The organism is Lactococcus sp. LG1074 (assembly GCF_017309525.1).
In the GTDB taxonomy this organism is placed as follows: domain Bacteria; phylum Bacillota; class Bacilli; order Lactobacillales; family Streptococcaceae; genus Lactococcus; species Lactococcus petauri.
Map to the genome: position 1 here is coordinate 1,473,264 of NZ_CP071293.1, position 22,817 is coordinate 1,496,080.

Genomic DNA, 22,817 nt, shown 5'->3' on the forward strand with positions numbered 1-22,817 from the left:
CTCGTTGAGAGGGTTTTTATTAAGAAAAAGCACCGCAAAAACTGCGGTGCTTTTATTTTTCAATCTTTGTACGAAGTTTTTCAAGGATCAACTTGTTTATCCCTTTAGGATTTTGAGCCTTCAGCATAGCGTAGGCATAGCTGAAACTAAAAGGTTTGAGCGCATAAGCGATATAACGCGCTTGCCAATCGCTTGGGTTCCATTTTTTCTTGGCTTGATAAAGCCCCTTGAAGCCATATACACCATTCATATTTTCATAAATAAACTGGAAGAGCTGTGTTGTCACTTTGCTGCTATCCTCGTCATCTTTGATATTTGCCAAAGGGCAGAGACCGAGATTACCCCAAGTCACTCCCTCCTCGCGCATTGTTTCAAAGGCTTGGAGAAGACACACTTCCATAGAGCCATTAGGCACTTGCACGCGGCGGCGCGTCACATCAGCCATATAACCACTTTCCTCGCCTTCAGCATACGGAACAAAAATTACAAAAGCCAACATTTTTCCGGATGCATCACGACTGTAAAAATAACGGCGCCCAAGAGGATTTTCTAAAGCCAAGCCTCCCAGCATAAAGCCAAGCTCAGGGCCTTTAGAGCCAAACCATTCGTCTGATATTTCTTGAAGTTCATTTTCAATTTTTATATCTCGTTTTTCATTTGGCTTGTATTCTTCAACAGTAATACCTAAGCGGCGCGCATGATTGATATTGGCACGAACCTTTGCTGTTTTCTTGCCCTTAAGGCTAAAGTCCTCTAAGCGCAAACAAGCATCTTCACCAATCTTAATCATCGAAAATCCATAAGATTCATAGGCAGGGCGCATCGTTTCTGTAATGTCCATAAACAAGATTTTCCATCCATTACGACGTGAAAAATGAACCAGTTCTCCCATAAAACGAGCGGCATCTTTAGGGTCACAAACGATATCCCCACAACCTACGAGAACGTTGTTTACAACGGTATAGGCAAGCATCCCTTCAACAGTAACACTGAAAAAATAAGATTTTTGACCATCAATGGTCATATAAGCCATCGGATTTTGACCATATTTTTCAACAAGTGCGATGGCTTTCTCTTTTTCACGACCACTTAAGATTGGGTAATAAACCAATGGTTTCAATATATAATAGAGTGCTAACATCACACAAATCCAAGTAATGATGATTAGCCCAACCATATAAAAGCCATGTACATGAGAATTGAAATGCGCTTGCCGGATATCCATTGTAAAAAGAAAATGCAAGGATTGCTTAAAGATAGAATATACATCTGGATTTCCTAAATAATCGCGCTTCAAAAAGCTTAAACTCAATAAGGTATTAAAGAAAGCCAAGACCAGTGGGATGAAACCGAGAAACACTGCCTTTTTTGCATAATTACGGTCCATTGTTCGACTAAAATCACGATAAGTCAACCCGAGAATAACCAGAATGATAAGTGAAAGAAGTGAGCCAATACTGAAAAACCTCTGAGTAGAAATAAAGTTCAACCGTAAAATGACAAATTGAACGACAATAGTAATAATCCAAGCTGACCTTACCCGTCGGTAGAGATTGAGAGAGACCAAAAGCCCCAAAAGTCCTAAAGCAAAACCTAAAATATAATGCGGCATGAAGCTATAGGAAGGAAAATACTCTCTCAAAACAGGTGATCGATGCAAATAGAAAGCCAAAATTGCTCCAATATCAATCACTACGGACAAGAAGATTGCTAAATTTTGTGCAAAAATACGTAATCTATACATGAATAACTGTTCCTTTATGATAACTTGCGATGGTTAAACGATCACAGCATGTCTTTTTTGCGTAACGCCCAAACGACAATGCCACAAAATATAAGCGTTAACCCTAATATGGCCCACATGACCCAACTGATTTCCTGACCAGGTATGGGGACATTCATCCCATAAAAACCGACAACAACACCTGGAATACCCAAGACAAAGGTTGCGGATGTCATGATTTTCATGACAATATTCAAATTGTTAGACACAATATTTGAGAACAAGTCGCGCAGGTTTTGGAGCAATTTCAGTTGAATACGTGTTTCCGTGTAGGCCTGATCCGTTTCAATATAAATATCGTAAATCTTATCAGCAAAACCATCTTCATCTTCTTCACGCAGATAATCAATAAATTTCTTCAACACTTCGAGATTATTATTCAAAGCATCTTCAAAATAAATAAGGCTAGCTTGAATACCAATCATATCAACAATTTGATCATTTTTGGTTGAGTTTTTGATTCCTACCTCAAGACGACGACGACGGAGACGAAATTCTCGTAGATAATCATGGAAGTCATGTGTCATTTGATACATAACCTGATAAATAATTTCATGCTTATAGCGTGTAGAGCTGTATTCTCTACCGAATATATGTTCTCCCTTAATGTCATGATTTAAAGCTAAAATGACAGCTTCATTTTTTGTCCAAATCAAAGAGTAAGGAAATGTGCCTACCTCGCCATAACTTGATGAGGCTGGATATTGTAAAAGTATAAGATTATTATCGATATCATCCGTTTCAAAACGGGCGTTTTCATAATCATCGAGAATGCCGCTAAGGTAGTCAAAAGGCAGTTGAAAGTACTCCGAGACACTACCAATTTCTTCACGTGTCGGATTAAGTACGTATGTAAAATTCCTCATCTCTGCCGTAGAGACTAGCCGATGTTCAGCTGACAATTCATAGTTTTTAATCATAGTTATATTTTAACAGAAAATCTCTTAAATAAACGTCTCAAACGCTGTTTTCTCCCATGATTTTCACCTTACTTTTTTGAAAGCATTTTCCAAGCCAATCAAGCGGTAAAAAATATGATTTATGTTACAATGAGCTTAAAGTTAAGAATATTTTGATATAAAATTTAATTTTAAGGAGGATTTCATATGTCGACAATGGTTTTCGTCAACTTTCCTGTCTCAGATATTCAGGTTTCCACAGCTTTTTATGAAAAGCTTGGTTTCAAAAAGAACCCTGATTTTTCAGACGATTTGGTAAGCTGTATGGTTTGGGATGAAAATTTCTATATCATGTTACTTTCGCATGAGCGTTACCAAACATTTATTGGTGATAAAACAATCGCTGATACACACAAAGTAAGTGGCGCTCTTGCTGCCTTTACTCTTCCAAGTGCAGATGCTGTCAAAGCATTCGGCAAACTTGCCAGTCAATATGGCGGACAATCCCTTCATTTAGAAAATGGCATTCCTGAGGACGTTATGTATGGCCTTGAAGTTCAAGATCCAGATGGTAACTGCTTAGAGCCTGTATGGATGGCCATGTGAGTCAATCCCTTTCCTACAAAAAAGACAGGACGCAAATCCTGTCTTTTTTAATTCAAACGACTTAAATAATCATCCGTTGCTTTAAAGAAAACAACTTTATTATCCATGCGAACGCTGCCTAACTCGTTTGCTTGCGCATCATTTGCCCAAAAGTAAAGATAACTTTCCTTGCCTGAGGCATCTACTGGATTAGGCAGTTCTGTAGATGCTTCGCTGATGAGTGACTTTTCGTTCAAGTCATGATTCGTTTTACTGATAAGATTGTAACCATTGGTTTGAATATAAGCTTCTGCTTCCGCTGTCTTAGCTACAATTAAGTTCTTATAGGTGCTTTGAGGTGGAACGAGATGATAGAGAGAAGAGATAGACTGTTCACTACTGCTTGTTGAAGTTGAAGAGGGTGTTGTTTTCACTTCAGAGGAACTACTGGAGGTAGTACTCTCTTTGGTGGATGTTGAGGAACTAGAACTTTCCTTTGCCATCGGTGTAGCAGGTGATTGAGTAATATTAGATATCCCTAAGGCTACTATTGCTCCAAGTAAGAACGAAAACATCCCTACAATAATATACTTTTTCATCTGATTTTTTCTCCTTTATTCTCTTACTTTCTATTATACACAGTTTTTTCGTTCCTCTCGCTTCATCTGCTCTAAAATCTAAGATAATCTGTTCTTAGCTAAAATTTTGAAAGTGTTGCATCTGTTTCTCTCCTATTTTTTGGTATAATTACTCTAGTTAAGAAAGCTCTCAACATACACTAAAACCTTTGAGAAGCACTCTTTCACTGCTTATATACTTATCACAAGGAGACAAAATGTGAATTACAGCCATATCAAAATAGGGCAAAGAACAATCAAAACTGCAATTTGTGCAACATTAGCCATTATTATTGCACAGTTTTTCCACTTAGAATCTGCGACCAGCGCAGGCATCATTGCCATTCTTTCCATTACGAACACACAGAAAAGCACCTTACGATTAGGATTTCTGCGTGTTCTAGGGCTTATCATCGCCACCTTACTCGCCTTTATCGTTTTAAATTTATTTAATTTTACACCTTTATCTTTTGGTATCTTTTTATTATTATTTATTCCTATCTCTGTTGCCACAAATACGAGCGAAGGCATTGTCGTAAACTCTGTGCTTTTTTCCCATTACCTTTTGGCTCAAGAAATAACTTTTCCTCTCGTAGGCAATGAGTTTTCATTAATGTTCATTGGAGTAGGTTTAGCACTTTTGGCAAACATATATATGCCAAGCAATGAAAGATTATTAGAAAATAATCTTAATATTTTAGAAAAAGAATTCAAAAATATTTCAGCACATCTCGTCATTTGTTTGAATCAAAAGCAAGATCTCCAGGATCTCGTGGCGCAGTGTGAGAACCTGCTGGAACTCATTGATGCCAGCAGTAAAGTCGCCACTGAAAAATCAGAGAATAACCTTTTAAGAAATAATACATTTTATCAACGCTATTTTGACATGCGCCATATCCAAATTACACTTCTCAAAGATATTATTATGAAATTAGAAGAAATAGATGTGGAAAGTACGCATATCGCCGAAATTTCCAATATTTTTGAAACTTTGTCACTTACCTATGCTGCCCATAATGACGGCAGCGAGCTCTTAAAGAAAATAGAAAATGCCTATTCTCATTACCGTCAGATGGACTTGCCACAAACACGTGAAGAGTTTGAGAATCGCGCAGGTCTCTTCCAAGTGCTTCAGTTGCTTGAACTATTGATTCAAGAAAAAAATACTTTTGCATTAAGTCAGACCAACAATGCTTCATAAAAAAGACATGATAAAAACCTTGCTGGCTCATAAGAGCAACAAGGTTTTTTATATCTGTGTTATCACAAGTTGCGCGCCGACATGATCCTCTAAGATCATGCTCGTCCCTCTCGCTTCGTAAGTCCACTCCGTTGCCAACAGTCGTTCCAAAACTGCTTCATAATACGCTCTTCCAACTTCAATCTCCCAAGCTAAAATGCCGTTTTTTTGAAGGTTTCGTTTTTTCAAGCTTGTCCCTTCCCAGAGATTTGTCGCAAAGTGATGATGGTAATGATTTTGCGAGTAAAAATGAGCAGTATTACCCACTCGTGCGACTAGATCCGTCCGAAGTATATCCATAAAGAGTGTATCAGCCTGTGCAAGAGAACTTCCCGTGAAATGGAGATGACCAATACTCATTTTTGGCGGATAACGAAATGCTCCTACCTTTTTTGTTGCTAAAACAGCTTCAAGATCAACAGCAAAGGTCCCCATTTCAACTTGTCCTTCATTCCATTTCCAAGTTTTCGGGTCGCGGTCATGATAGAGCTCAATTCCATTTCCTTCAGGATCACTAAGATAAAAAGATTCACTGACGAGATGGTCTCCCGCTCCTAATGGATAGTTTGCCTTCATGAGTCGTGAAATAAGTCCAGCTTTTGAGGCACGATCGGGAAAAAGAAGAGCGTAATGAAAAAGGCCGGTCGTTTTTTCTGTACTTGCATTTCCACCAAACTCGAGTTTTAAAAAAGGAATTTCTTTTTCTCTAAACGCATAGGCAAGTGTATGCTCTGTTTCCTCAGAAAGATAAAAACCTAGTAACTCCTCATAAAAATGACGCATGACTTGTCGATTGGAAGCTTTCAAAGTAATTTTTTTAATATTAAAGGGTTGAGTGTCCATACTTATTCTCGTTTCTTTTGAATTTTACTTCATTCTTTATATGTTGTTAGTATATCACTTAAAATTCAGAAAGCAAAAGACTTTGTTTACAAACGTAAACAAAGTCTTTTGTGACTATAAAATTATTGTGAGTCTTCTTTTGTTACAGGAAAGCCTTTGGTCCCAAAGTGTGTAGCAATGGCTCCACCGCCATGTTTTTGATAGCTTACAGTAGAAAAACCCGCCTCGCTAAACAATAAAGCCAAAGCTTTCGCATCAGGAAAATTCTCCGCAGATTTTTGAAGCCATTGGTATTCCTTCAAAGACTTGGCAAAGACTTTTCCCAGAAAAGGCATCACTTTTTTAAAATAAAGTTCAAATGCTTGCTTGTAAATAGGCAAAGTCGGATGAGAAGTTTCAATACACACCACTTTTCCGCCAGTTTTTAAGACACGGAAAATTTCTCGTAGCACTGTGAGATAATCAGGCGTGTTTCTCAAGCCGTAACCAATCGTAACAGCATCAAACATGTCATTTTCAAAAGGAATGGCCATGGCATTTCCTTGAATAAATTCAATGTTTTCATTGCCTTTTTTGTCAAGTTTATCTTGGGCCACTTTCAGCATATTTTCAGAAAAGTCTAAGCCCACGACCTTACCCTTTTGCCCCACAGCTTTTGAAAGGTCAAAAGTCCAATCCCCAGTACCACAACACAAATCCAAAATGGTCATGTCAGATAAATCCCCCATTTTTTTCATGGTTTTATCCCGCCATAAGTCATGCTGCTTGAAACTAATGATTGCATTCATTTTGTCATAATCAGTGGATATATTATTAAATATTTCGTGTACACGTTCTTCGTTTACCTTATTCATGTACTCATTATAGCATAAGCTAACCTTTACACCCTTGCTTCTTGTCTCTCAATTTCCAAACTAAAAAACACTCTTTCGATGTTTAAAAATTAAACATCGAAAGAGTGTTTCATTAAGCATTAGTTGCTCTCTAAACCTTATTTTTTAAGGTTGTAGAATGCGTTAAGACCTTTGTAAACGGCAACTTCACCCAATTGGTCTTCGATACGAAGCAATTGGTTGTATTTAGCCATACGGTCTGTACGTGAAAGTGAACCAGTTTTGATTTGGCATGACCTATATGATAAATCCTTGTATAGTGCTGTTCTTATGTTTAAATGAAGTATAGCATATGGATTTGAAATTGTCTAGTATGTATAACCAAAACCATTAAAAAAAATGGTTCTATTTAGCAATACCCATTTAAATAGTAGAAAGTACAAAAAATAGACCAAATTATTACTCAGTCTATTTAATTTAGTTATCCTGTTGAGCTTCTTCTAGATTAAGAAATCCATTACCGTAAAGTGGGAATATCTGTTTACTTATTTGTTTTTGTTCAACGTTACTAAGTCCAGACTGTTTTAAGAACTTATCTTTTGTCTCATTCCAACTTCTTTCCATCTTACTCTGTACAACTTTACTAATACTTTCCATTGGAGTTTCATAATCATATAAAAGAACAATACGCTCATCACTATTTAAAAGCCATGTAGCTATTTTTCCCCAATATATTTTATCAGTTTCTCCAAGGGAAACTCCAAATAAGAAAATGACCTGACTATACCTGATAACTTCCAATGCCTCTTCTAAATCAGTGCTATTTACATGGTCAGTTAAATTTTTATTTTTGACAAAGAACTCTGGAAAATTATTATCAAAAATTTCTGATTTGAATTGAGTTTCATCATTGACACCTAATACCATAGAATTATTTAACGTACCATGAACATGAATAGGCTGGTTAATTCTTAATTGCATATAGTTTGAGTTTGATAATTTTCTTGAATACCCATTATCATGAAGAAGCATTTCCATAGTCTCTGTATAATTAAAAGTTATAAATTGGATTGGAGCTATACTATAAAAGTGGACAGAAAATTGTGTCTTAATAGACAGATTATAACACACAATTTTCTGTCCACTTTTATAGTATAGCTCCATGATAGGCTTTATCATTACTGTACTTTGCAATTTGATTCTTTATCATATTATCTACTTGTGTCCAATTAAAAGCGGTAGACCCACCTTTACCTGCATCTGGATTGTAAATATTAGTATTTCCATTATAACGCTCACATATAAAATGAGTGTTACCTTTTGCCTGACCACGAACTGGTTTATATTTTACTGAATCAAAAAAAGTATTCAAAGATTTTTCGACTGATATTCTAACTTTCGTTCCCATTTTTAAATTTTTAGATAACGATCGTAAAGATTTTTTACTAACTAAATAGGGATACTCTTCTACAATTTTCTCTACAGTCAAATATTCTATGTTTTGACCAACCTTTAATTCAAACATTTAAACTTCTCCTATTCCTCAACTATCTCTTAAAGTAAAAATCCATTAACGTACCTGTTCATTCCCATAAATAAATATATAATCTATAATATATTTATAGATAATGAACAAGTACATTAATAAACAATATAGTAGCTTGTACCTTAATAATATATTTTATCTTAAATTAATAAAAAAAACAGTTCTATCTATAACAACTATAATTTGGTTTAATTCCTCAATTAAAATAAACTTGTTAACAAAAATTTGAAATAATTGAGATTGTACCTATAGTATTAAGTTGTACTCCATTGTGACAATAAAAAAAAAACTTCAATGTGATGTTGCGGATATTACAGCTTGCTGGAATATCTAGCAACTCACTTAGAAATATCTAGACAGTAGCGTAGCGGATGTCGGATATTTCTAGAAGAAGATAGATCTTGAAGAAATTATTATTTTCCTGTTTATTAATAAATATCTTAATTATAGAAAGGACAGTTTAATTTAGTAGAAAGAGGGCTGTTGCCTATGAGTATAGGTGTTTCCCTATCAAACTAGAAAGACTAGATTTTTGAGTGTTTCAGATAGTTTAACTTTGCTAATTTCATTTGCAAGTTTCGTCGTTACGTTGCTCAATCTCATTATTGTAATTGTAAAGAGCATAAAAAAATAGAACCGCTAACTTTTGGCAGAGTCTTTTGGCAGAGTGCGGTTCTACTTTTAGATAAGTAACTTGTCAACCGTCTTAAACGGTCTCTATGAAGTTTGTTAGTAGCAAGCTCTTTTTTCTTTACTTATATAATGTCACGTCACGTTACGTTACCTTATGTCAATATAGATGATTAATATTGTTCTGTATGCAAGTCATATTTGATTATGGAATTATAGTGCATTACCATTTTCTAGTAGCTTCCTTAATTTTATCTTTTCTTCATTTGATAATTCAATATCGGAAAATTGAGGCTTAATAAAACTGAGTAGTTGATTTTCAAATACGGAAAATTTATCATAATATTTTGATAAAAGTCCACTTCTTATAACTCCCTTATACTCTGCAAAATCACAGACAGAATTATACATCATATACACTGATCTTAATAAACCAATATAAATATATAAATTATATTCTGAGGAAATTTTTCCATTAAAAGAAAATTCATCAATATTTTTATCTACACGTTGAGAATGAACCCAATTAGAAGGTTCATCATAACAAAAATAATAATCTTCATTAATAGAAAATTCATCTGATAGGTCTTTAAAAGATTTACCACTTGCTAATTCGAACCATAATTTGCTGTTGTTCATTTTCGATTGTTGTTTGATATTTTTTTAATTATTTTTCTGGTCGTCTCTCTCTTTCAACAATATCTTTTTCCCATGACTCTAGTAAATTACTGAAAGAATTATCAGCGGAAATTAACTTAGACCACTTAAATGATGTTTCGTAGCGTTCCTTGACAACATAAAACAAAATAAACTTTTCTTTTTCATCGGAATTTAGCATTGACTGATAAGCAATAAACATTTCAAAAAAAGTTCGTTGCAATGGATATACCCCATCATAAATATTATTATTCATTAAATAAAACATTGTGTTAAGACGTTCATTCATATTACTCAATAAAATCAGAAGAAGGGAGTCAGGAGCTTCTTCTTTTTTTGTTGTTGAAAATCGCCTTATTCTTCTTTTAGTTAATTCAGATAGCTTGGTATAATCAAAAATATTTCTCTACATGTTTATATATTCTCCCATTCCTTGTTTTGAATTTAATCTTTATCATCTAAATTCATTTTTTTTATTTTGTAAACTGTAGGTCGTGAAAGGCCATTCTCTTTTGCAATTTCCGCAACTGGAACTTCTGCTTTTAGCATATCCACTATATGAAGGATCATTTTATAAAATTCGAGTTTTAAATCTACGCTTCTGCGTTGCGATACTAATTCCAGTTTTTCGCTCAATCATTTTGTAAGTCATACCTTGTTTCTTTAGTTCAAAAGCAAAATCAATTTGTTCTTCAGTAAACTTTTGAGGCCGTCCTTCTTTGAATGCTGGATCATTGTCCTTGGCATATTTTTTTCCCTCACCCGTACGATTGACAATCATATCTCTCTCAAATTGAGCAAATGCACTAAATATAGTAAAAATAAGTTGCCCTGTTGGAGTGTTATCAATGATGCCCATATTTAGGATATGCACTTTTATATCATTCTGGAACAGATACTGAATGATTTCTAACGCTTCTCGAGTATTTCTTGCAAATCGGTCCAACTTTGTCACAATAAGCATATCGTCTTTTTGAAGTTGATTGAGGAGCTTTTGAAATTCTGGTCTCTCTGTTGTTGTCCCAGTAAATTTTTTCTGCCCCTGCAGCTTTTAAATTTTCAATTTGACTTTCTAGTTTTTGATCAGTTGTACTCACTCGAGCGTATCCAAATTTCATAATTTCTCCCCTACTTATAATCCTTAGTTATGAGCAATTGAAAACTCTGTATTTATTGTATACACAAAAAGAGCTCAAAACTGTTAAGTTATGAGCTCTTTTTGTTATAACTAGTTTCCATTTAAAACTTACTCATGACTCCATAGTTAATTCTACACTTTTCAAAACCAATTATAAGTAGACTTAAAATTTACTTTTCTTATAAAAAGTAGTACCCGATAAATCATAATTTTTTGTTTTTACAAAGCATATTTAAGGAATTAAAAAATATCTATGTTCTGAATATTATTAGTAATAATAATTCAACGTTAACTTAACCTTTTCCTAATTGTTATCAAAAACACAAAGTAGTATAATATATTTGTTTAAGTAAAAGTGTTTGAATATTTTAGAATAAGGAGAAAAAATATGGAAAACAACAATTACACAGTCCTTTCAGATGAAGAACTACAAAAAATTGATGGCGGTGGGAGAGAAACTCTCGCTCAAGGCATCAAACGTGTATATGACTCAATATGGCCAAACGATACGGCTTGGTATACTGGGAAAAATAATAAAACAAATATTCCTCCATACAGTCCTTACGGTCATTAAAATAATTAAAATAATTAAATTTTACTTTACTAATAGGAGAAACAGTTGTTTAATAAATCAAAAAAATATACCGTTAAAGAATTAGAGCAGGAAGTTTTAATTGAACTAAAAAGTATTATTGAAAATTCTGAAACTACTAATTTTGAAAAAGAAAAAGTTTCCATTGCAATTGATTTAATTGAAAATGGAACCCCTCTAGCAAATGTGCTTAGACGTCTCCAAATTACCTTCGTTGGAAAAACACAAAGTCCATCTTTAAAATCATTTAATAAAAAGATCACTCAGTATCTGAGAGATAGTCAAATATTAGGGACTGCTTTTATGGGCTCTGCGACATCACTATAATAATCTGTATATAAAAATTTATTAGTTACTTTATATTTGACTTATGACAAATAGAAGTTGATAAGCTATGAATAAAAAAGAAATAATGACTGAACTTGATTATTTGATTCAACAACCACAAATAAGTGATGATGAATTAACAATCTTGAAAGAATTAAAGGCTAAGTATCAAAATAATGATAACCTCTCACAAATCGCTCATGGAATTAAGTCTTCTTTAACTCCTTTGGCAATACAAGGTAAGTTATCTCAGGAAAGCGTTTCTTTATTTAAAAACCTTGCTCAAAATAATTTTTGGAATAAAGGAGCCAGAGTTAGCCCATTTTCTATGTAAATCTTTTGGTCCAAAAAGTATATAAAAGATGAGAATGTATTTCTCGTCTTTTATATTGTCCACGATTTATCTCAAAACCTTAGTGAAACAAAAAACAGGAAGAAATTATGCGTTTTAAAAAGAAATATTATACTTCACAAATAGATGAAAGAGATTGTGGGTGTGCTGCCCTTTCCATGGTTTTAAAAGCTTATGGTACAGAACAATCTCTTGCTTCATTACGTTTACTTGCTGGTACAACGATAGAAGGTACCTCTGCTCTAGGTATTAAAAAAGCCGCAGAACATTTGAAATTCAGCGTTCAAGCCTTTCGTGCAGATTCAACTCTATTTGATACAAAAAAACTTCCTTGTCCATTTATCATTCATGTGGTTAAAGAAAAGAAATATCCTCACTACTATGTGGTTAAATATTCCAATAAAAAACACATCATTATTGCAGACCCAGATCCCACGGTTAAAATTCGAAAAATGACGTGGGACCAATTTTATTCTGAATGGACAGGAGTAACTTTATTTATTGCTCCTCAACCTTCTTATAAACCAGTGAAAGAAAAATCCGAGTCTTTGTTTTCTTTTATCCCCCTCATCGCAAAGCAAAAGCTGCTTGTTTGTCAGATTATTATTGCTTCTCTTTTAGTCACTTTAATTAATATTATTGGCTCTTATTATCTTCAGAATATTATTGACGAATATGTGCCTAATGCTTTAATGAAAACTTTAGGCATTGTTTCGCTTGGATTAATGGCAACATATTTCATCCAGCAAATTCTTAATTTTGCTCAAACTTTCTTACTTACAATACTTGGACAACGTTTAGCCATTGATGTTATCCTTTCCTATATCCGTCATATTTTTCAACTTCCTATGTCTTTCTTTTCTACACGAAGAACGGGAGAAATTACCAGTCGTTTCTCTGACGCCAATTCAATTATTGATGCCCTTGCTTCTGCCATCTTATCCCTTTTCTTAGATGTCACGATTGTCATTCTGACAGGGCTTGTTTTAGGACTTCAAAACATGAGCTTATTCTTCCTTGTCTTGTTTTCAATTCCGCTTTATGTTCTTATCATTTTTATTTTTATTCCTTTATTTGAAAAACAAAATAATGAAGTCATGCAAGCAAATTCTATTTTAAATTCTTCAATTATTGAGGATATCAATGGAATTGAAACCATAAAATCTCTTGGGAGTGAAGAGATTCGCTATCAAAAAATAGACCGTGAATTTGCGGACTACATGAAAAAATCATTCACGCGTCAAAAATCCGAAGCTTTTCAAACTGCCTTGAAATCAGGATTACAACTTGTTTTAAATGTACTTATCTTGTGGTATGGAGCCACCCTCGTGGTGAGTCAAAAAATCACCTTGGGTCAATTAATTACTTTCAATGTCTTACTTTCATACTTTATGAATCCTCTTTCTAATATCATCAACTTACAAACTAAACTTCAATCCGCTAAAGTAGCTAATCATCGCTTAAATGAAGTTTACTTGGTAGACAGTGAATTTGATACAAAAACAGATGAAATTATTCTTTCAAATTTTGAGATGCAGTTGATAGGTATATCTTACCACTATGGTTTTGGTAGAGACATTCTTTCTAATATTTCACTTAATATAAAAGAAAATGAAAAATTAACAATTGTCGGAATGAGTGGCTCAGGTAAAAGTACCCTAGTCAAATTGTTGGTTAATTTTTTCGAACCTACACAAGGGACTATCATTCTTGGGGGGATAGATATAAAACAAATGGATAAACATCAACTCAGAAGGATTGTCAGCTATCTTCCCCAACACCCCTATATCTTCACTGGAACAGTACTTGATAATTTAACCTTAGGAGTAAGTGAGGATATTTCTCAGGAAGAAATTTTCCAAGCTGTTGAAGCTGCGGAAATTCGTTCCGATATTGAACAACTTCAATTGGGCTATCAAACGGAGCTTTCTAGTGATGCTACAACTCTCTCTGGAGGTCAAAAACAAAGAATCGCATTGGCTCGTACCTTACTTTCTCCCGCAAAGATCCTTATTTTTGATGAAGCAACAAGTAATCTGGACGTAATTACCGAGAAAAAAATTTTGAAAAATCTATTTAAGTTAGATAAAACCATTATTTTTATTGCCCATCGTCTGTCTATCGCGGAAAAGAGCGACAGGATTGTTGTTATTGATCAGGGAAAAATTATGGAAGAAGGTAGTCATTTAGAACTGCTTTCTAAAAATGGTTTTTATGCACAACTTTATAATCAATAGGAGGTTCACGTGTTTGATAAACGTTTATTAGAGAGTTCAGAACTCTATGAAAAGAGATATAAAAATTTCTCGGTACTTCTTATATTTCCAGTAGCTCTTCTTTTTATTGGATTGTTTGTTTTTTCTTTCTTTGCAAAAAAAGAATTGATTGTCACTAATATTGCAAGTATTGCCCCACAAAAAATTATTTCTAATATCCAGTCGACAAGTAATACACCTATTATTGAGAATCATCTCGTAGAAGGCAAAACAGTTCAATCCAATAGCTTACTTATAAAATATAATAATGACTCGGACAGCACGCAAATCACAATCTTAATGGATCAGAAGCAAGAATTTTTAAATAAAAAAGAACAACTTCAACTTCTTTTGAATAGTCTTAACTCAGATACCAATCAATTCCCTAGTACAGACTCTTACGGCTATGAAAAAACATTCGAAACATACAAAGCCCAAGCAGAGAGCTTAAGAGAAAGCATTCAAAAGTCTAACCAAGTTGTGGACGATCAGAACAACAGCATTGCGAATCAGAAGTCGGCTATTACTACACAAATTTCTAATGTTAACACTCAAATTAATGCTTATATTGATATCCAAAATGCAGCATCTACAAATAGCTCTGTATCCTCAGATAACCCTTATATAGCCCAGTATAATAGCTATCTTGAACAACGGAAAGTTCTTGAAGAGAGCATGAAAAATCAAGAAAAAACAGAAGCTTCCTCTAAAGCAGATATCACTCAACAAAAAGAAGCTTTAAAAGCTCAATTTATATCTACCATCTCTTCAAATATTGATAATTTAAAAAATCAAATACAAACTTTAGAAGTACAAAAAAGTAGTTTAAGCTCAAGCAATAGCTATGATCAAAGTCAAAAGAGCCAACTCCTCGCTCTTAAAACACAAGCTCTAACTACTGCAAATAAAGAACTATCTGATATAAATAGTACACTCACCGAAATAGGGGGTAAAATTAGCTTACAAAAACAAGCCAATCAATACAATGCAATTTTTGCGGAAAAGGAGGGCATTTTGCATGTTTTACCTAATGTTCTAGAAAATAAAACAGTCCAATTAGGCACTCCACTCGCTCAAATTTATCCCGCATTAAAAGCTAAATCTCAAGTTTATTTAACCTCTTATATTCCAAGTACTCAAATATCTGGTATCAAGTTAGGACAAAGAGCTCGCTTTACTGTTCAACAAAACCTTCCTAAGCCAGAAATATTAACGGGAACTATTAAACAAATTGATAGCGCACCCACAGCCTTAAAGGAGGGAAATGGTTATAAAGTTTCTGCACTCGTTACCTTGAATGAAAGAGACCTCTCTTATATTCGATATGGTTTAGAAGGTAAATTTGTAGTAGTTACTGGTCAAAAGACTTATTTTAACTATTATTTAGATAAGATAAAAGGACAAGATTCATTAGATTAAACTCGAAGATATAAAGTAAAAACAGCACTCTCTAAAATACAGAAAGTGCTGTTTTATAATCATTGCAATATAATCTATAAGCCTTTTGAAAGAAGTTGAAAAGTTTGAGCTATAAATTCAACAAAATCTTTCTCAGTCATTATTTTTTATTTGTTGTCCTAATTGTATCGCTTCTTCTGCTTCTAAGAGCTTCTGTGAAGGATGATATCCTTTTATTAAATCAATCGGAAAATAACCTGTGACGAGTCGTGTACTTGAAAAAATCTTCCCTTCTGTACGTCAATACCCACTTGTTCTCTAAAACTAGTGTCTACTGAAAATATATTACTATTGGTATTTATATAGATACTATCTAACTCTTTATGAGTCATAGTATTGTACTCACGTCTTAATGAGTTAATATTGTTAGATAAATCAATCATATAAGTAAGAACTGTTTGTTTTTAAATACAATATTTATTGTTCATCTTTTACACTTTTAATTCTCATATATGATTCATAGCTATGAGTAACTGTTACTTCTTTTTTAATTTCCTTATCTGTACCATCATTAATTGTGATATAGATAGTGCCGCCTATAACATCATCACTTAAACGGAATCCCTCTAAAATCTCCCCATAATCATCTGATGTTCCAACTTTATGAATCGTATCATAATCAGATTTGATATTACTTGCCTCAACTGTATATTCTGAGTTAGGTTCTGTTTGCCCCTCAACATTGAAAAATCCAAGATTGTTTGTCGTTACATTTTCATCTACAGTTAAAGTTCTTTCTGGTTCAGTATTTTGTTCCGTACTCTGTGTAGTACTTTCTTTTGTAGCAGCTGTGTCTTTGTTCTGAGAACAAGCACTCAGCGATATTCCACATAAAACAATCATTCCAATGATTGCAACCTTTTTCATAAATCTCTCCTTAAAAATTAAAATGAATATACAACTTCGTTCATTCGCTTCAAGTATAGCAAATAATGAATTTCTATTCAAGGTTTGTCAGTGGGCTAAATTTCAAAGCCTTGGTAATTAATTGTTCATTAGTTAGAGACTGTATGTATGTTTGAGTAATTGATAAATTACTGTGCCCTAATAACTTACTAATAGTAAATAAATCTTGTCCTAGTTGAACATTCTTGACTGTATAATAGTGTCTAAAGGTATGCGGTGAGAGCACCTCACAGAGCCTCTCACATTGGCTTTTAAGCCTGTTTGAGTAATCATTAACTCAATGTTAATCACTATCTTTATACGCTGTCCTGTCTTGCTTAAAAACAGGTTATCATCTAATTTTCTAGCTCTACCGTTTCTATTTCTCATTGTATAAAAATGGCTGTCTCTGATTCTCTTGTACTTGGTTAATAGATAGTTTAATTCATATGAAACTGGAACTACTCGCCACTTACTACCTTTTCCTAAAACCTTTATATACTGTTCATTTAAGTCACAATTTTTGATAGTTAGTAGTTCGCTTACCCTTATTCCTGTATCAGCTAAAACAGCTATTATAGCTTTATTCCTAGCGCCTAAATAAGTGTCCATTTTCCAAACATTTAACATACTCTTTATTTCATTGTCATTGAATGTAGTTAATGTTTGTTTATCCTCTTTAAGTAGCTTTACAGAGTCCATAGGACTTGTTTTAAGCACTCTTTCAAGTACAAGGTAATTCCATAATGCTTTGTTTGATTTGAGTATAGCATTGATGTATGTAGCTCTCAGAGAGCTATCTAAAAGCTGTGAGATAAAGATTTTGTAGTGAACTTTCGAGATATTATCAATATCTAAATCAGTAGCTATTTCCTCTTTGTAAAAGCTTATAAACTTATTTATGTGTTGCCTATAAGTTTCTATAGTCCTTTTAGAATAATTCTCTAGTTTAAGTTCTAGTAAGTATTCTTTAACCAATTGTTCTAGTTGCACAAAAAAATGCCCCCCTTATGTTTGTATTTAAACATAAGAGAGACATCTATCAAGGTAATATTTTACTAAATAGAACCATCTAAACCTTATTTTTTAAGGTTGTAGAATGCGTTAAGACCTTTGTAAACGGCAACTTCACCCAATTGGTCTTCGATACGAAGCAATTGGTTGTATTTAGCCATACGGTCTGTACGTGAAAGTGAACCAGTTTTGATTTGGCCAGCATTTGTAGCAACGGCGATATCTGAGATTGTTGAATCTTCAGTTTCACCTGAACGGTGAGAAACGATAGCTGTGTAACCAGCTTCTTTAGCCATTTCGATTGCTTCAAATGTTTCAGTCAAAGTACCGATTTGGTTAACTTTGATCAAGATAGCGTTCGCAGCTTCTTCTTTGATACCACGTGCCAAGTAAGAAGTGTTTGTAACGAAGAAGTCGTCACCAACGAGTTGAACTTTGTTACCCAAACGTTCTGTGAGGGCTTTCCAACCATCCCAGTCGTTTTCGTCCATACCATCTTCGATAGTGATGATTGGGTATTTGTTAACCAATTCTTCAAGGTAATCGATTTGTTCTGCAGCAGTACGTTTAGCACCACCTTCACCTTCGAATTTAGCGTAGTTGTAAACGCCGTCTTCGTAGAATTCTGAAGAAGCACAGTCGAAACCGATCATAACGCCGTTTTCACCAGCTTCGTAGCCAGCAGCTTCGATAGCTTTAAGGATAGTTTCTACACCATCTTCAGTACCTTCGAAACGTGGAGCAAATCCACCTTCGTCACCAACTGAAGTTTCAAGGCCACGAGCTTTAAGGATTTTCTTCAATGCGTGGAAGATTTCAGCACCCCAACGAAGCGCTTCTTTGAATGTAGGTGCACCAACTGGTACGATCATGAATTCTTGGAAAGCGATTGGAGCGTCTGAGTGAGAACCACCATTGATGATGTTCATCATTGGAGTTGGCAATACTTTAGCGTTGAATCCGCCAAGGTAGTTGTAAAGTGGAACACCGAGTTCATCAGCAGCTGCACGAGCAACAGCGATAGAAACACCAAGGATAGCGTTAGCGCCCAATTTACCTTTGTTTTCTGTACCGTCAAGAGCGATCATTGCACGGTCAATAGCTTGTTGTTCAGTAACTTCGTAGCCGATGATAGCTTCAGCGATTACGTTGTTTACGTTGTCAACAGCTTTTTGAGTACCAAGACCGAGGTAACGAGATTTGTCACCGTCACGGAGTTCAACAGCTTCGTGTTCACCAGTTGAAGCACCTGAAGGTACCATACCGCGTCCGAATGCACCGTCTTCAGTGTAAACTTCAACTTCGATTGTTGGGTTACCGCGTGAGTCAAGGACTTCGCGAGCATAAACATCAGTAATAATTGACATTTTTATCTCCTTATTGTTTTAAGTGCTTTCTGCACTTTTTAATACACTATGATTTTACTATTTTTCCGGCCTTATTTCAAGTGAAAAAGAAGCTAAAAGGCTTTTTATGCAAGGTATGCGGTTACATTTCAACTTTTTTATTCTGTGATATTTTTTTTATAAAATATCGTGTCCACCTCCATTCTTGGCATATGTTTGGGCAGTATTTTTTCATTGATAGGTAGAAAGTCATTTTTTTCATAAAAACGATGTGCCGCTTTGAATTGTTCGACAGTTCCAAGATAAATTTCTTTGATATTCTCTATGCGACAGTACTCAAACAAATTATCCAAAAGAAGTTGTGCAACAGACTTTCCTCTGTATTCAACATTGACAAACATCTTTTTCAGAACAGCTTGCTGTTCATTAAACTTGACGATACCAAGTGTTCCAACAACTCCCTTCTCTTCATCAACAGCAAGCCAAAATTGACTGTAATGTGCATGAATATCTTGCAAATCGGGTTGATCTGCTAAATCAATAGCAACTCCAAATTCTTCCTTCTGAATAGAAAGTATCAAATCAATAACTGCTTGTTTATAGGTATCATTGTAAGCGATTAACTTCATAGCCATAGTATAACAGATTACTTTAAATTTTATAAATAAAAAACTTCCAAAAGGAAGTTTTTAAAATTATTTAGCCAATGCTTTTTTAGCTTCTTCAGCAAGAGCTGTGAAAGCAGCTGCGTCAGCAATAGCGATATCAGCAAGCATTTTACGGTTGATTTCGATTTCAGCCAATTTCAAACCGTGCATCATTTTGCTGTATGAAAGTCCGTTCATACGAGCAGCTGCATTGATACGTGCAATCCACAATTTACGGAAGTCGCGTTTCTTTTGACGACGGTCGCGGAATGCGTAGTAGTATGAGTTCATTACTTGTTCTTTAGCTGTCTTGAAAAGACGGTGTTTAGAACCGTAGTAACCTTTAGCGAGTTTTAAAATACGTTTACGGCGTTTGCGAGTTGCAACGCTATTTTTAACACGTGCCATGTGTGTTCTCCTTGTTTCTTAGAAAATTTTTATCCTGTCATTGACAGTTAATTTAAATGGTTGATTGATTTCGAGTGAAATCCTATAAGTCTTATGTAATGCTTATGAGTTAATCAGTCGTGAAATGTTATTGGGACAGCAATGTATCCATGCATAACAGTCCACAGGACTGTTATTAACGCATGTTCGCAACCATACGACGGATACGTTTGAAGTCACCTGCTGAAACCATACGGCCTTTACGGAGTTGACGACGTTGTTTTACAGTTTTACCGTGCATACGGTGTGAAGTGTAAGCGCGGAAGCGTTTAAGACCGCCATTACCAGTACGTTTGAAACGTTTAGCTGATGCGCGGTGAGTTTTTTGTTTTGGCATTTTAATTCTCCTTGGTTAATAATAAGAACTTAGTTCTTTTTGATTGGTGCCAATTGTAAGAACATTTGACGACCATCCATTTTGGCTTTTTGCTCTACCACAGCGATATCTTTCACTGCTTCAGCAAATTCATCCATTACTTGACGACCCACATCTTGGTGAGTAATCATACGACCTTTAAAGCGAATCGAAACTTTAACTTTGTCTCCTTTTTCAAGGAACTTAGTTGCTTGACGAAGTTTTGTATTGAAGTCATTTTTATCAATGACTGGACTCAAACGAACTTCTTTCAAAGTAACAGTTGCCTGTTTCTTCTTAGCTTCTTTTTGCTTTTTCTTTTGCTCAAACATGAATTTAGTGTAATCCATGATTTTTGCAACTGGTGGTTCTTGATTTGAAATCAAAACCAAATCCATGTTAAGGTCTTCGGCCTGAGTAAGTGCAACAGCTGTAGGTGTAACACCAAGCTGTTCGCCTTCAGCACCGATAAGACGTACTTCGCGTGAACGGATTTGACCGTTCATCAAAGGTTTTCTGTTGTCTTGCTTTGCTATGTCTATTCTCCTTCTAAAATATTTTTTTAGAAAAACAAAAGCGGAACGCATAGTGCGCCCCGCTAATGAAAACATTCGTTTTGTGAATAATTCCATTTTGTTGCCCAGGGCTATTACCACTCAGGCGAGAAGCGGGTGCTTCTGCTTTTCAACATCTCTATTATACCACAAAATTATTTTCTGTCAACACCTATTTAATTTTTGTACGTGTCTATATTTTTCGTGCTCAAAAAAATATCAAAGTTTCTCTAACTAGAACAGAAAAAGACTGAAATCTGCTTTCCCCCTCGCAAATTTCAGCCTTGATTTTTTACTTCTTTTGGTGTAAAATAATCAAAGTTGATTATCGCAAGTCCGATTTGCTTTAATCACATGCCTCGAGTTGCCCGCTCGGGGCTTTTTTCTTGATTTATTCTATACCCTAATTATACTAAAGTGCACACAAAAATGCAACCTTTTTAAGCAAAAAGGCTGTTTTTTATTACTTTTTTCTCTTTATGGATCGCTTAAAAATACCTTGCTCGTCCCGATTTATTGGCTTGCTTCACCTGTCTAATTCCAGATGAGCGCTCTCCTCTTTTTAAAAATTGTTGGACACTTAAACAATCTAAATCTTTATATTTTGCATACTTTTCTCGCCAGTCTCCAAAGAAAAGATCATGAAGTTTACCTTCCGCTTTATCAAGAATCATTTGTCCCATGATAAGTGCACCCTCCACGGACCAATGTCGTGCTTGTTTTTTCATACGATATGACAGTTTCGTATGGTTACTTTCCATGATACCAATACCGGCAGAAGACAAACCACGGCTTTCTGGAGATTTCGTATAGGCAAAATTTCTTAATAACTTTCGAGAAAATGTCACAAAACTTTCCCCAAAGGATTCCTCTTTTTCAGGAATAAGTGCAGAGGCTCTATTCAATATCTCTTTTACGGCTTTCTTATCATGTTGTGCGATAGCCTGAAAAAGCCCTTCCTCAAAAGTTAAAGGAAAAGGTTTCATCATTTTTGAAATTTCTTTTCGAAGATGGTATTTGTCCCAAAAATGAACATGTTGGCAAGAAAAGGTTTTAACGATTTCATCAAACACATAAGGAGTATAGCCATGTCCCATATCTGAATTGGTAATGAGGAGTGTATCCTTTGTGATTTCATAATGATTGTACAGATAATCCATCACTTTTTCTCTGGCCGCTTTATTGCTGGTTGACCATATTTCATGGTGATGAACCGTTTTCTGACGCTTCCCATATTCTTTTTCAAGTCCCTCATGGATAAGAAAGTGTGAAAAATCTGTTTTCTTTTTCTTATCATTGGCTTCTGGGGTACTTAAAAGAAGACCGTCACCTTCTATATAAAGTACTTTAACCTCCTTCTTGATAAATTCTTCTTCGTCAAAAAAGCGATAATCTTCACGTTCTTTATAAAGTTGAGTCGCTAGTTTACGAGCCTTACACACCGTATCTTTACTGATATCCAGCTGAAGAAGTTCTTTGAAATGCGCAGCGGCTTTTCTACACGTTAAATCAACAGCTGTAACAGCTATTTTGTAAAGGAGTTCTTTAGAGTATCGGCTATAAGGCTCTAAACCAAGATATTCATCCACAGGATAACGGCGTTTTCCTTTTTTAACATAGCACCTTCTCACAAGGACAACTTCTCCAAAAATGAACATGACACGCCGCTCTGCCGTTTCCTTATAAAACCAACCTTCTTTTTCTAATAGAGCCCCCTGTTCACGATCAACTTGTTTCATCTTTTTGATAAACTTTTGAATATACAGTTCTCTTATTTCTATTTGAAAAGTTTCTTCGCTAAATGACATTTGGAG

Annotated in this window: 27 protein-coding genes, 2 pseudogenes and 1 other annotated feature; of the genes and pseudogenes, 8 read left to right on the plus strand and 21 right to left on the minus strand. The window is 34.8% G+C overall.

The annotated features are described in order from the left end of the window. Positions 1 to 52 precede the first annotated feature (52 nt). Both J0J36_RS07260 and J0J36_RS07265 read right to left on the minus strand, forming a co-directional pair. Positions 53 to 1,744, minus strand: coding sequence for a bifunctional lysylphosphatidylglycerol flippase/synthetase MprF (locus J0J36_RS07260; RefSeq protein WP_003133022.1), 1,692 nt, complete (start codon positions 1,742 to 1,744; stop codon positions 53 to 55). A gap of 41 nt (positions 1,745 to 1,785) precedes the next feature. Beyond that, positions 1,786 to 2,703 carry a magnesium transporter CorA family protein gene (locus J0J36_RS07265; protein WP_003133025.1) on the minus strand — a complete coding sequence of 306 codons (918 nt, stop codon included), beginning with the start codon at positions 2,701 to 2,703 and terminating at the stop codon, positions 1,786 to 1,788. 186 nt (positions 2,704 to 2,889) lie between these two features. Here J0J36_RS07265 and J0J36_RS07270 point away from each other — a divergent pair, with 186 nt between their 5' ends. After that, the gene (locus J0J36_RS07270; RefSeq protein ID WP_019335623.1) at positions 2,890 to 3,288 is read left to right on the plus strand and encodes a glyoxalase; all 399 of its coding nucleotides are present in this window, start codon (positions 2,890 to 2,892) and stop codon (positions 3,286 to 3,288) included. 47 nt (positions 3,289 to 3,335) lie between these two features. Here the strand turns inward: J0J36_RS07270 and J0J36_RS07275 are convergent, their stop codons facing one another. Next, a complete protein-coding gene (locus J0J36_RS07275) occupies positions 3,336 to 3,866 on the minus strand; it encodes a hypothetical protein (protein ID WP_003133028.1) in 531 nt (176 codons plus the stop codon). 238 nt (positions 3,867 to 4,104) lie between these two features. On the opposite strand from J0J36_RS07275, the gene J0J36_RS07280 reads away from it, so the two are divergent. Further along, positions 4,105 to 5,085 (plus strand): aromatic acid exporter family protein, encoded by a 981-nt coding sequence (locus tag J0J36_RS07280; protein WP_003133030.1) that lies wholly within the window; start codon positions 4,105 to 4,107, stop codon positions 5,083 to 5,085. Positions 5,086 to 5,133: 48 nt separating this feature from the next. Here the strand turns inward: J0J36_RS07280 and J0J36_RS07285 are convergent, their stop codons facing one another. The 5 genes and pseudogenes from J0J36_RS07285 to J0J36_RS07305 all read right to left on the minus strand — a co-directional run bounded on the left by J0J36_RS07285 (position 5,134) and on the right by J0J36_RS07305 (position 8,325). Next, positions 5,134 to 5,967, minus strand: a complete 834-nt coding sequence (locus J0J36_RS07285) for a VOC family protein (protein ID WP_003133031.1) — start codon at positions 5,965 to 5,967, stop codon at positions 5,134 to 5,136. Between the two features lie 122 nt (positions 5,968 to 6,089). Beyond that, positions 6,090 to 6,821, minus strand: a complete 732-nt coding sequence (locus J0J36_RS07290; RefSeq protein WP_003133033.1) for a demethylmenaquinone methyltransferase — start codon at positions 6,819 to 6,821, stop codon at positions 6,090 to 6,092. A gap of 137 nt (positions 6,822 to 6,958) precedes the next feature. Beyond that, positions 6,959 to 7,090, minus strand: a pseudogene (locus tag J0J36_RS10675) (hypothetical protein); the annotation flags it as partial. Positions 7,091 to 7,277: 187 nt separating this feature from the next. Further along, entirely contained in the window at positions 7,278 to 7,979 is a 702-nt protein-coding gene (locus tag J0J36_RS07300) for an AbiH family protein (protein ID WP_153925534.1), read from the minus strand. Beyond that, positions 7,948 to 8,325, minus strand: coding sequence for a hypothetical protein (locus J0J36_RS07305; RefSeq protein WP_153925264.1), 378 nt, complete (start codon positions 8,323 to 8,325; stop codon positions 7,948 to 7,950). The genes J0J36_RS07300 and J0J36_RS07305 overlap by 32 nt, the downstream gene beginning before the upstream one ends. A gap of 520 nt (positions 8,326 to 8,845) precedes the next feature. On the opposite strand from J0J36_RS07305, the gene J0J36_RS10735 reads away from it, so the two are divergent. Next, the gene (locus tag J0J36_RS10735) at positions 8,846 to 8,980 is read left to right on the plus strand and encodes a putative holin-like toxin (protein ID WP_368819573.1); all 135 of its coding nucleotides are present in this window, start codon (positions 8,846 to 8,848) and stop codon (positions 8,978 to 8,980) included. Positions 8,981 to 9,189: 209 nt separating this feature from the next. Here the strand turns inward: J0J36_RS10735 and J0J36_RS07310 are convergent, their stop codons facing one another. The 4 genes and pseudogenes from J0J36_RS07310 to J0J36_RS07325 all read right to left on the minus strand — a co-directional run bounded on the left by J0J36_RS07310 (position 9,190) and on the right by J0J36_RS07325 (position 10,751). Next, positions 9,190 to 9,615 carry a hypothetical protein gene (locus tag J0J36_RS07310; protein WP_153925267.1) on the minus strand — a complete coding sequence of 142 codons (426 nt, stop codon included), beginning with the start codon at positions 9,613 to 9,615 and terminating at the stop codon, positions 9,190 to 9,192. 28 nt (positions 9,616 to 9,643) lie between these two features. Then, positions 9,644 to 10,033 carry a DUF5677 domain-containing protein gene (locus J0J36_RS07315; protein WP_333493046.1) on the minus strand — a complete coding sequence of 130 codons (390 nt, stop codon included), beginning with the start codon at positions 10,031 to 10,033 and terminating at the stop codon, positions 9,644 to 9,646. A gap of 44 nt (positions 10,034 to 10,077) precedes the next feature. Continuing rightward, positions 10,078 to 10,203 carry a helix-turn-helix domain-containing protein gene (locus J0J36_RS07320; protein ID WP_242520601.1) on the minus strand — a complete coding sequence of 42 codons (126 nt, stop codon included), beginning with the start codon at positions 10,201 to 10,203 and terminating at the stop codon, positions 10,078 to 10,080. A gap of 1 nt (position 10,204) precedes the next feature. Then, positions 10,205 to 10,751 (minus strand): annotated as a pseudogene (locus tag J0J36_RS07325) (recombinase family protein). Positions 10,752 to 11,159: 408 nt separating this feature from the next. On the opposite strand from J0J36_RS07325, the gene J0J36_RS10690 reads away from it, so the two are divergent. From J0J36_RS10690 to J0J36_RS07350, 5 genes are all read left to right on the plus strand, one after another. Then, the gene (locus tag J0J36_RS10690) at positions 11,160 to 11,345 is read left to right on the plus strand and encodes a bacteriocin (protein ID WP_165719075.1); all 186 of its coding nucleotides are present in this window, start codon (positions 11,160 to 11,162) and stop codon (positions 11,343 to 11,345) included. A 45-nt stretch (positions 11,346 to 11,390) separates the two neighbouring features. After that, positions 11,391 to 11,690 (plus strand): hypothetical protein, encoded by a 300-nt coding sequence (locus J0J36_RS07335; RefSeq protein WP_153925273.1) that lies wholly within the window; start codon positions 11,391 to 11,393, stop codon positions 11,688 to 11,690. Between the two features lie 67 nt (positions 11,691 to 11,757). Then, positions 11,758 to 12,024, plus strand: a complete 267-nt coding sequence (locus J0J36_RS07340; RefSeq protein WP_153925277.1) for a bacteriocin immunity protein — start codon at positions 11,758 to 11,760, stop codon at positions 12,022 to 12,024. Positions 12,025 to 12,131: 107 nt separating this feature from the next. Continuing rightward, the gene (locus J0J36_RS07345; protein ID WP_153925280.1) at positions 12,132 to 14,279 is read left to right on the plus strand and encodes a peptide cleavage/export ABC transporter; all 2,148 of its coding nucleotides are present in this window, start codon (positions 12,132 to 12,134) and stop codon (positions 14,277 to 14,279) included. Positions 14,280 to 14,288: 9 nt separating this feature from the next. Beyond that, a complete protein-coding gene (locus tag J0J36_RS07350) occupies positions 14,289 to 15,716 on the plus strand; it encodes a bacteriocin secretion accessory protein (RefSeq protein ID WP_153925283.1) in 1,428 nt (475 codons plus the stop codon). Between the two features lie 456 nt (positions 15,717 to 16,172). Here the strand turns inward: J0J36_RS07350 and J0J36_RS07355 are convergent, their stop codons facing one another. The 9 genes from J0J36_RS07355 to J0J36_RS07390 all read right to left on the minus strand — a co-directional run bounded on the left by J0J36_RS07355 (position 16,173) and on the right by J0J36_RS07390 (position 22,811). Further along, positions 16,173 to 16,622, minus strand: coding sequence for a hypothetical protein (locus J0J36_RS07355; protein WP_242520602.1), 450 nt, complete (start codon positions 16,620 to 16,622; stop codon positions 16,173 to 16,175). Between the two features lie 73 nt (positions 16,623 to 16,695). Continuing rightward, positions 16,696 to 16,887: a tyrosine-type recombinase/integrase gene (locus J0J36_RS10680; protein ID WP_255566820.1), complete on the minus strand. Its 192-nt coding sequence runs from the start codon at positions 16,885 to 16,887 to the stop codon at positions 16,696 to 16,698. Then, entirely contained in the window at positions 16,833 to 17,633 is an 801-nt protein-coding gene (locus tag J0J36_RS07360) for a tyrosine-type recombinase/integrase (RefSeq protein WP_255566821.1), read from the minus strand. The genes J0J36_RS10680 and J0J36_RS07360 overlap by 55 nt, the downstream gene beginning before the upstream one ends. An 86-nt stretch (positions 17,634 to 17,719) precedes the next feature. Continuing rightward, positions 17,720 to 19,021: a surface-displayed alpha-enolase gene (eno, locus tag J0J36_RS07365; RefSeq protein ID WP_003133057.1), complete on the minus strand. Its 1,302-nt coding sequence runs from the start codon at positions 19,019 to 19,021 to the stop codon at positions 17,720 to 17,722. A gap of 137 nt (positions 19,022 to 19,158) precedes the next feature. Next, a complete protein-coding gene (locus tag J0J36_RS07370) occupies positions 19,159 to 19,635 on the minus strand; it encodes a GNAT family N-acetyltransferase (protein WP_017370512.1) in 477 nt (158 codons plus the stop codon). Between the two features lie 60 nt (positions 19,636 to 19,695). Then, positions 19,696 to 20,055 carry a 50S ribosomal protein L20 gene (rplT, locus tag J0J36_RS07375; protein WP_003133061.1) on the minus strand — a complete coding sequence of 120 codons (360 nt, stop codon included), beginning with the start codon at positions 20,053 to 20,055 and terminating at the stop codon, positions 19,696 to 19,698. A 175-nt stretch (positions 20,056 to 20,230) separates the two neighbouring features. Then, entirely contained in the window at positions 20,231 to 20,431 is a 201-nt protein-coding gene (gene rpmI, locus J0J36_RS07380; protein ID WP_003133063.1) for a 50S ribosomal protein L35, read from the minus strand. A 29-nt stretch (positions 20,432 to 20,460) separates the two neighbouring features. After that, positions 20,461 to 21,036 carry a translation initiation factor IF-3 gene (gene infC, locus J0J36_RS07385; RefSeq protein WP_080567137.1) on the minus strand — a complete coding sequence of 192 codons (576 nt, stop codon included), beginning with the start codon at positions 21,034 to 21,036 and terminating at the stop codon, positions 20,461 to 20,463. After that, positions 21,012 to 21,138: a sequence feature (ribosomal protein L20 leader region), on the minus strand. Its footprint overlaps the gene before it by 25 nt. A gap of 353 nt (positions 21,139 to 21,491) precedes the next feature. Continuing rightward, positions 21,492 to 22,811 (minus strand): ISLre2 family transposase, encoded by a 1,320-nt coding sequence (locus tag J0J36_RS07390; RefSeq protein WP_206886702.1) that lies wholly within the window; start codon positions 22,809 to 22,811, stop codon positions 21,492 to 21,494. Between the last annotated feature and the right edge of the window lie 6 nt (positions 22,812 to 22,817).

Coding starts and splice junctions, on each gene's coding strand:
- J0J36_RS10690 (WP_165719075.1), top strand. CDS start 11,160: ATGGAAAACAACAATTACACAGTCCTTTCAGATGAAGAACTACAAAAA.
- J0J36_RS07285 (WP_003133031.1), bottom strand. CDS start 5,967: ATGGACACTCAACCCTTTAATATTAAAAAAATTACTTTGAAAGCTTCC.
- J0J36_RS07310 (WP_153925267.1), bottom strand. CDS start 9,615: ATGAACAACAGCAAATTATGGTTCGAATTAGCAAGTGGTAAATCTTTT.
- J0J36_RS07300 (WP_153925534.1), bottom strand. CDS start 7,979: ATGATAAAGCCTATCATGGAGCTATACTATAAAAGTGGACAGAAAATT.
- J0J36_RS07390 (WP_206886702.1), bottom strand. CDS start 22,811: ATGTCATTTAGCGAAGAAACTTTTCAAATAGAAATAAGAGAACTGTAT.
- J0J36_RS07305 (WP_153925264.1), bottom strand. CDS start 8,325: ATGTTTGAATTAAAGGTTGGTCAAAACATAGAATATTTGACTGTAGAG.
- J0J36_RS07340 (WP_153925277.1), top strand. CDS start 11,758: ATGAATAAAAAAGAAATAATGACTGAACTTGATTATTTGATTCAACAA.
- infC (WP_080567137.1), bottom strand. CDS start 21,036: ATGCGTTCCGCTTTTGTTTTTCTAAAAAAATATTTTAGAAGGAGAATA.
- rplT (WP_003133061.1), bottom strand. CDS start 20,055: ATGGCACGTGTTAAAAATAGCGTTGCAACTCGCAAACGCCGTAAACGT.
- J0J36_RS07260 (WP_003133022.1), bottom strand. CDS start 1,744: ATGTATAGATTACGTATTTTTGCACAAAATTTAGCAATCTTCTTGTCC.
- J0J36_RS07370 (WP_017370512.1), bottom strand. CDS start 19,635: ATGGCTATGAAGTTAATCGCTTACAATGATACCTATAAACAAGCAGTT.
- J0J36_RS07345 (WP_153925280.1), top strand. CDS start 12,132: ATGCGTTTTAAAAAGAAATATTATACTTCACAAATAGATGAAAGAGAT.
- J0J36_RS07320 (WP_242520601.1), bottom strand. CDS start 10,203: ATGATCCTTCATATAGTGGATATGCTAAAAGCAGAAGTTCCAGTTGCG.
- J0J36_RS07270 (WP_019335623.1), top strand. CDS start 2,890: ATGTCGACAATGGTTTTCGTCAACTTTCCTGTCTCAGATATTCAGGTT.
- J0J36_RS07290 (WP_003133033.1), bottom strand. CDS start 6,821: ATGAATAAGGTAAACGAAGAACGTGTACACGAAATATTTAATAATATA.
- J0J36_RS07265 (WP_003133025.1), bottom strand. CDS start 2,703: ATGATTAAAAACTATGAATTGTCAGCTGAACATCGGCTAGTCTCTACG.
- J0J36_RS07355 (WP_242520602.1), bottom strand. CDS start 16,622: ATGAAAAAGGTTGCAATCATTGGAATGATTGTTTTATGTGGAATATCG.
- J0J36_RS07275 (WP_003133028.1), bottom strand. CDS start 3,866: ATGAAAAAGTATATTATTGTAGGGATGTTTTCGTTCTTACTTGGAGCA.
- rpmI (WP_003133063.1), bottom strand. CDS start 20,431: ATGCCAAAACAAAAAACTCACCGCGCATCAGCTAAACGTTTCAAACGT.
- eno (WP_003133057.1), bottom strand. CDS start 19,021: ATGTCAATTATTACTGATGTTTATGCTCGCGAAGTCCTTGACTCACGC.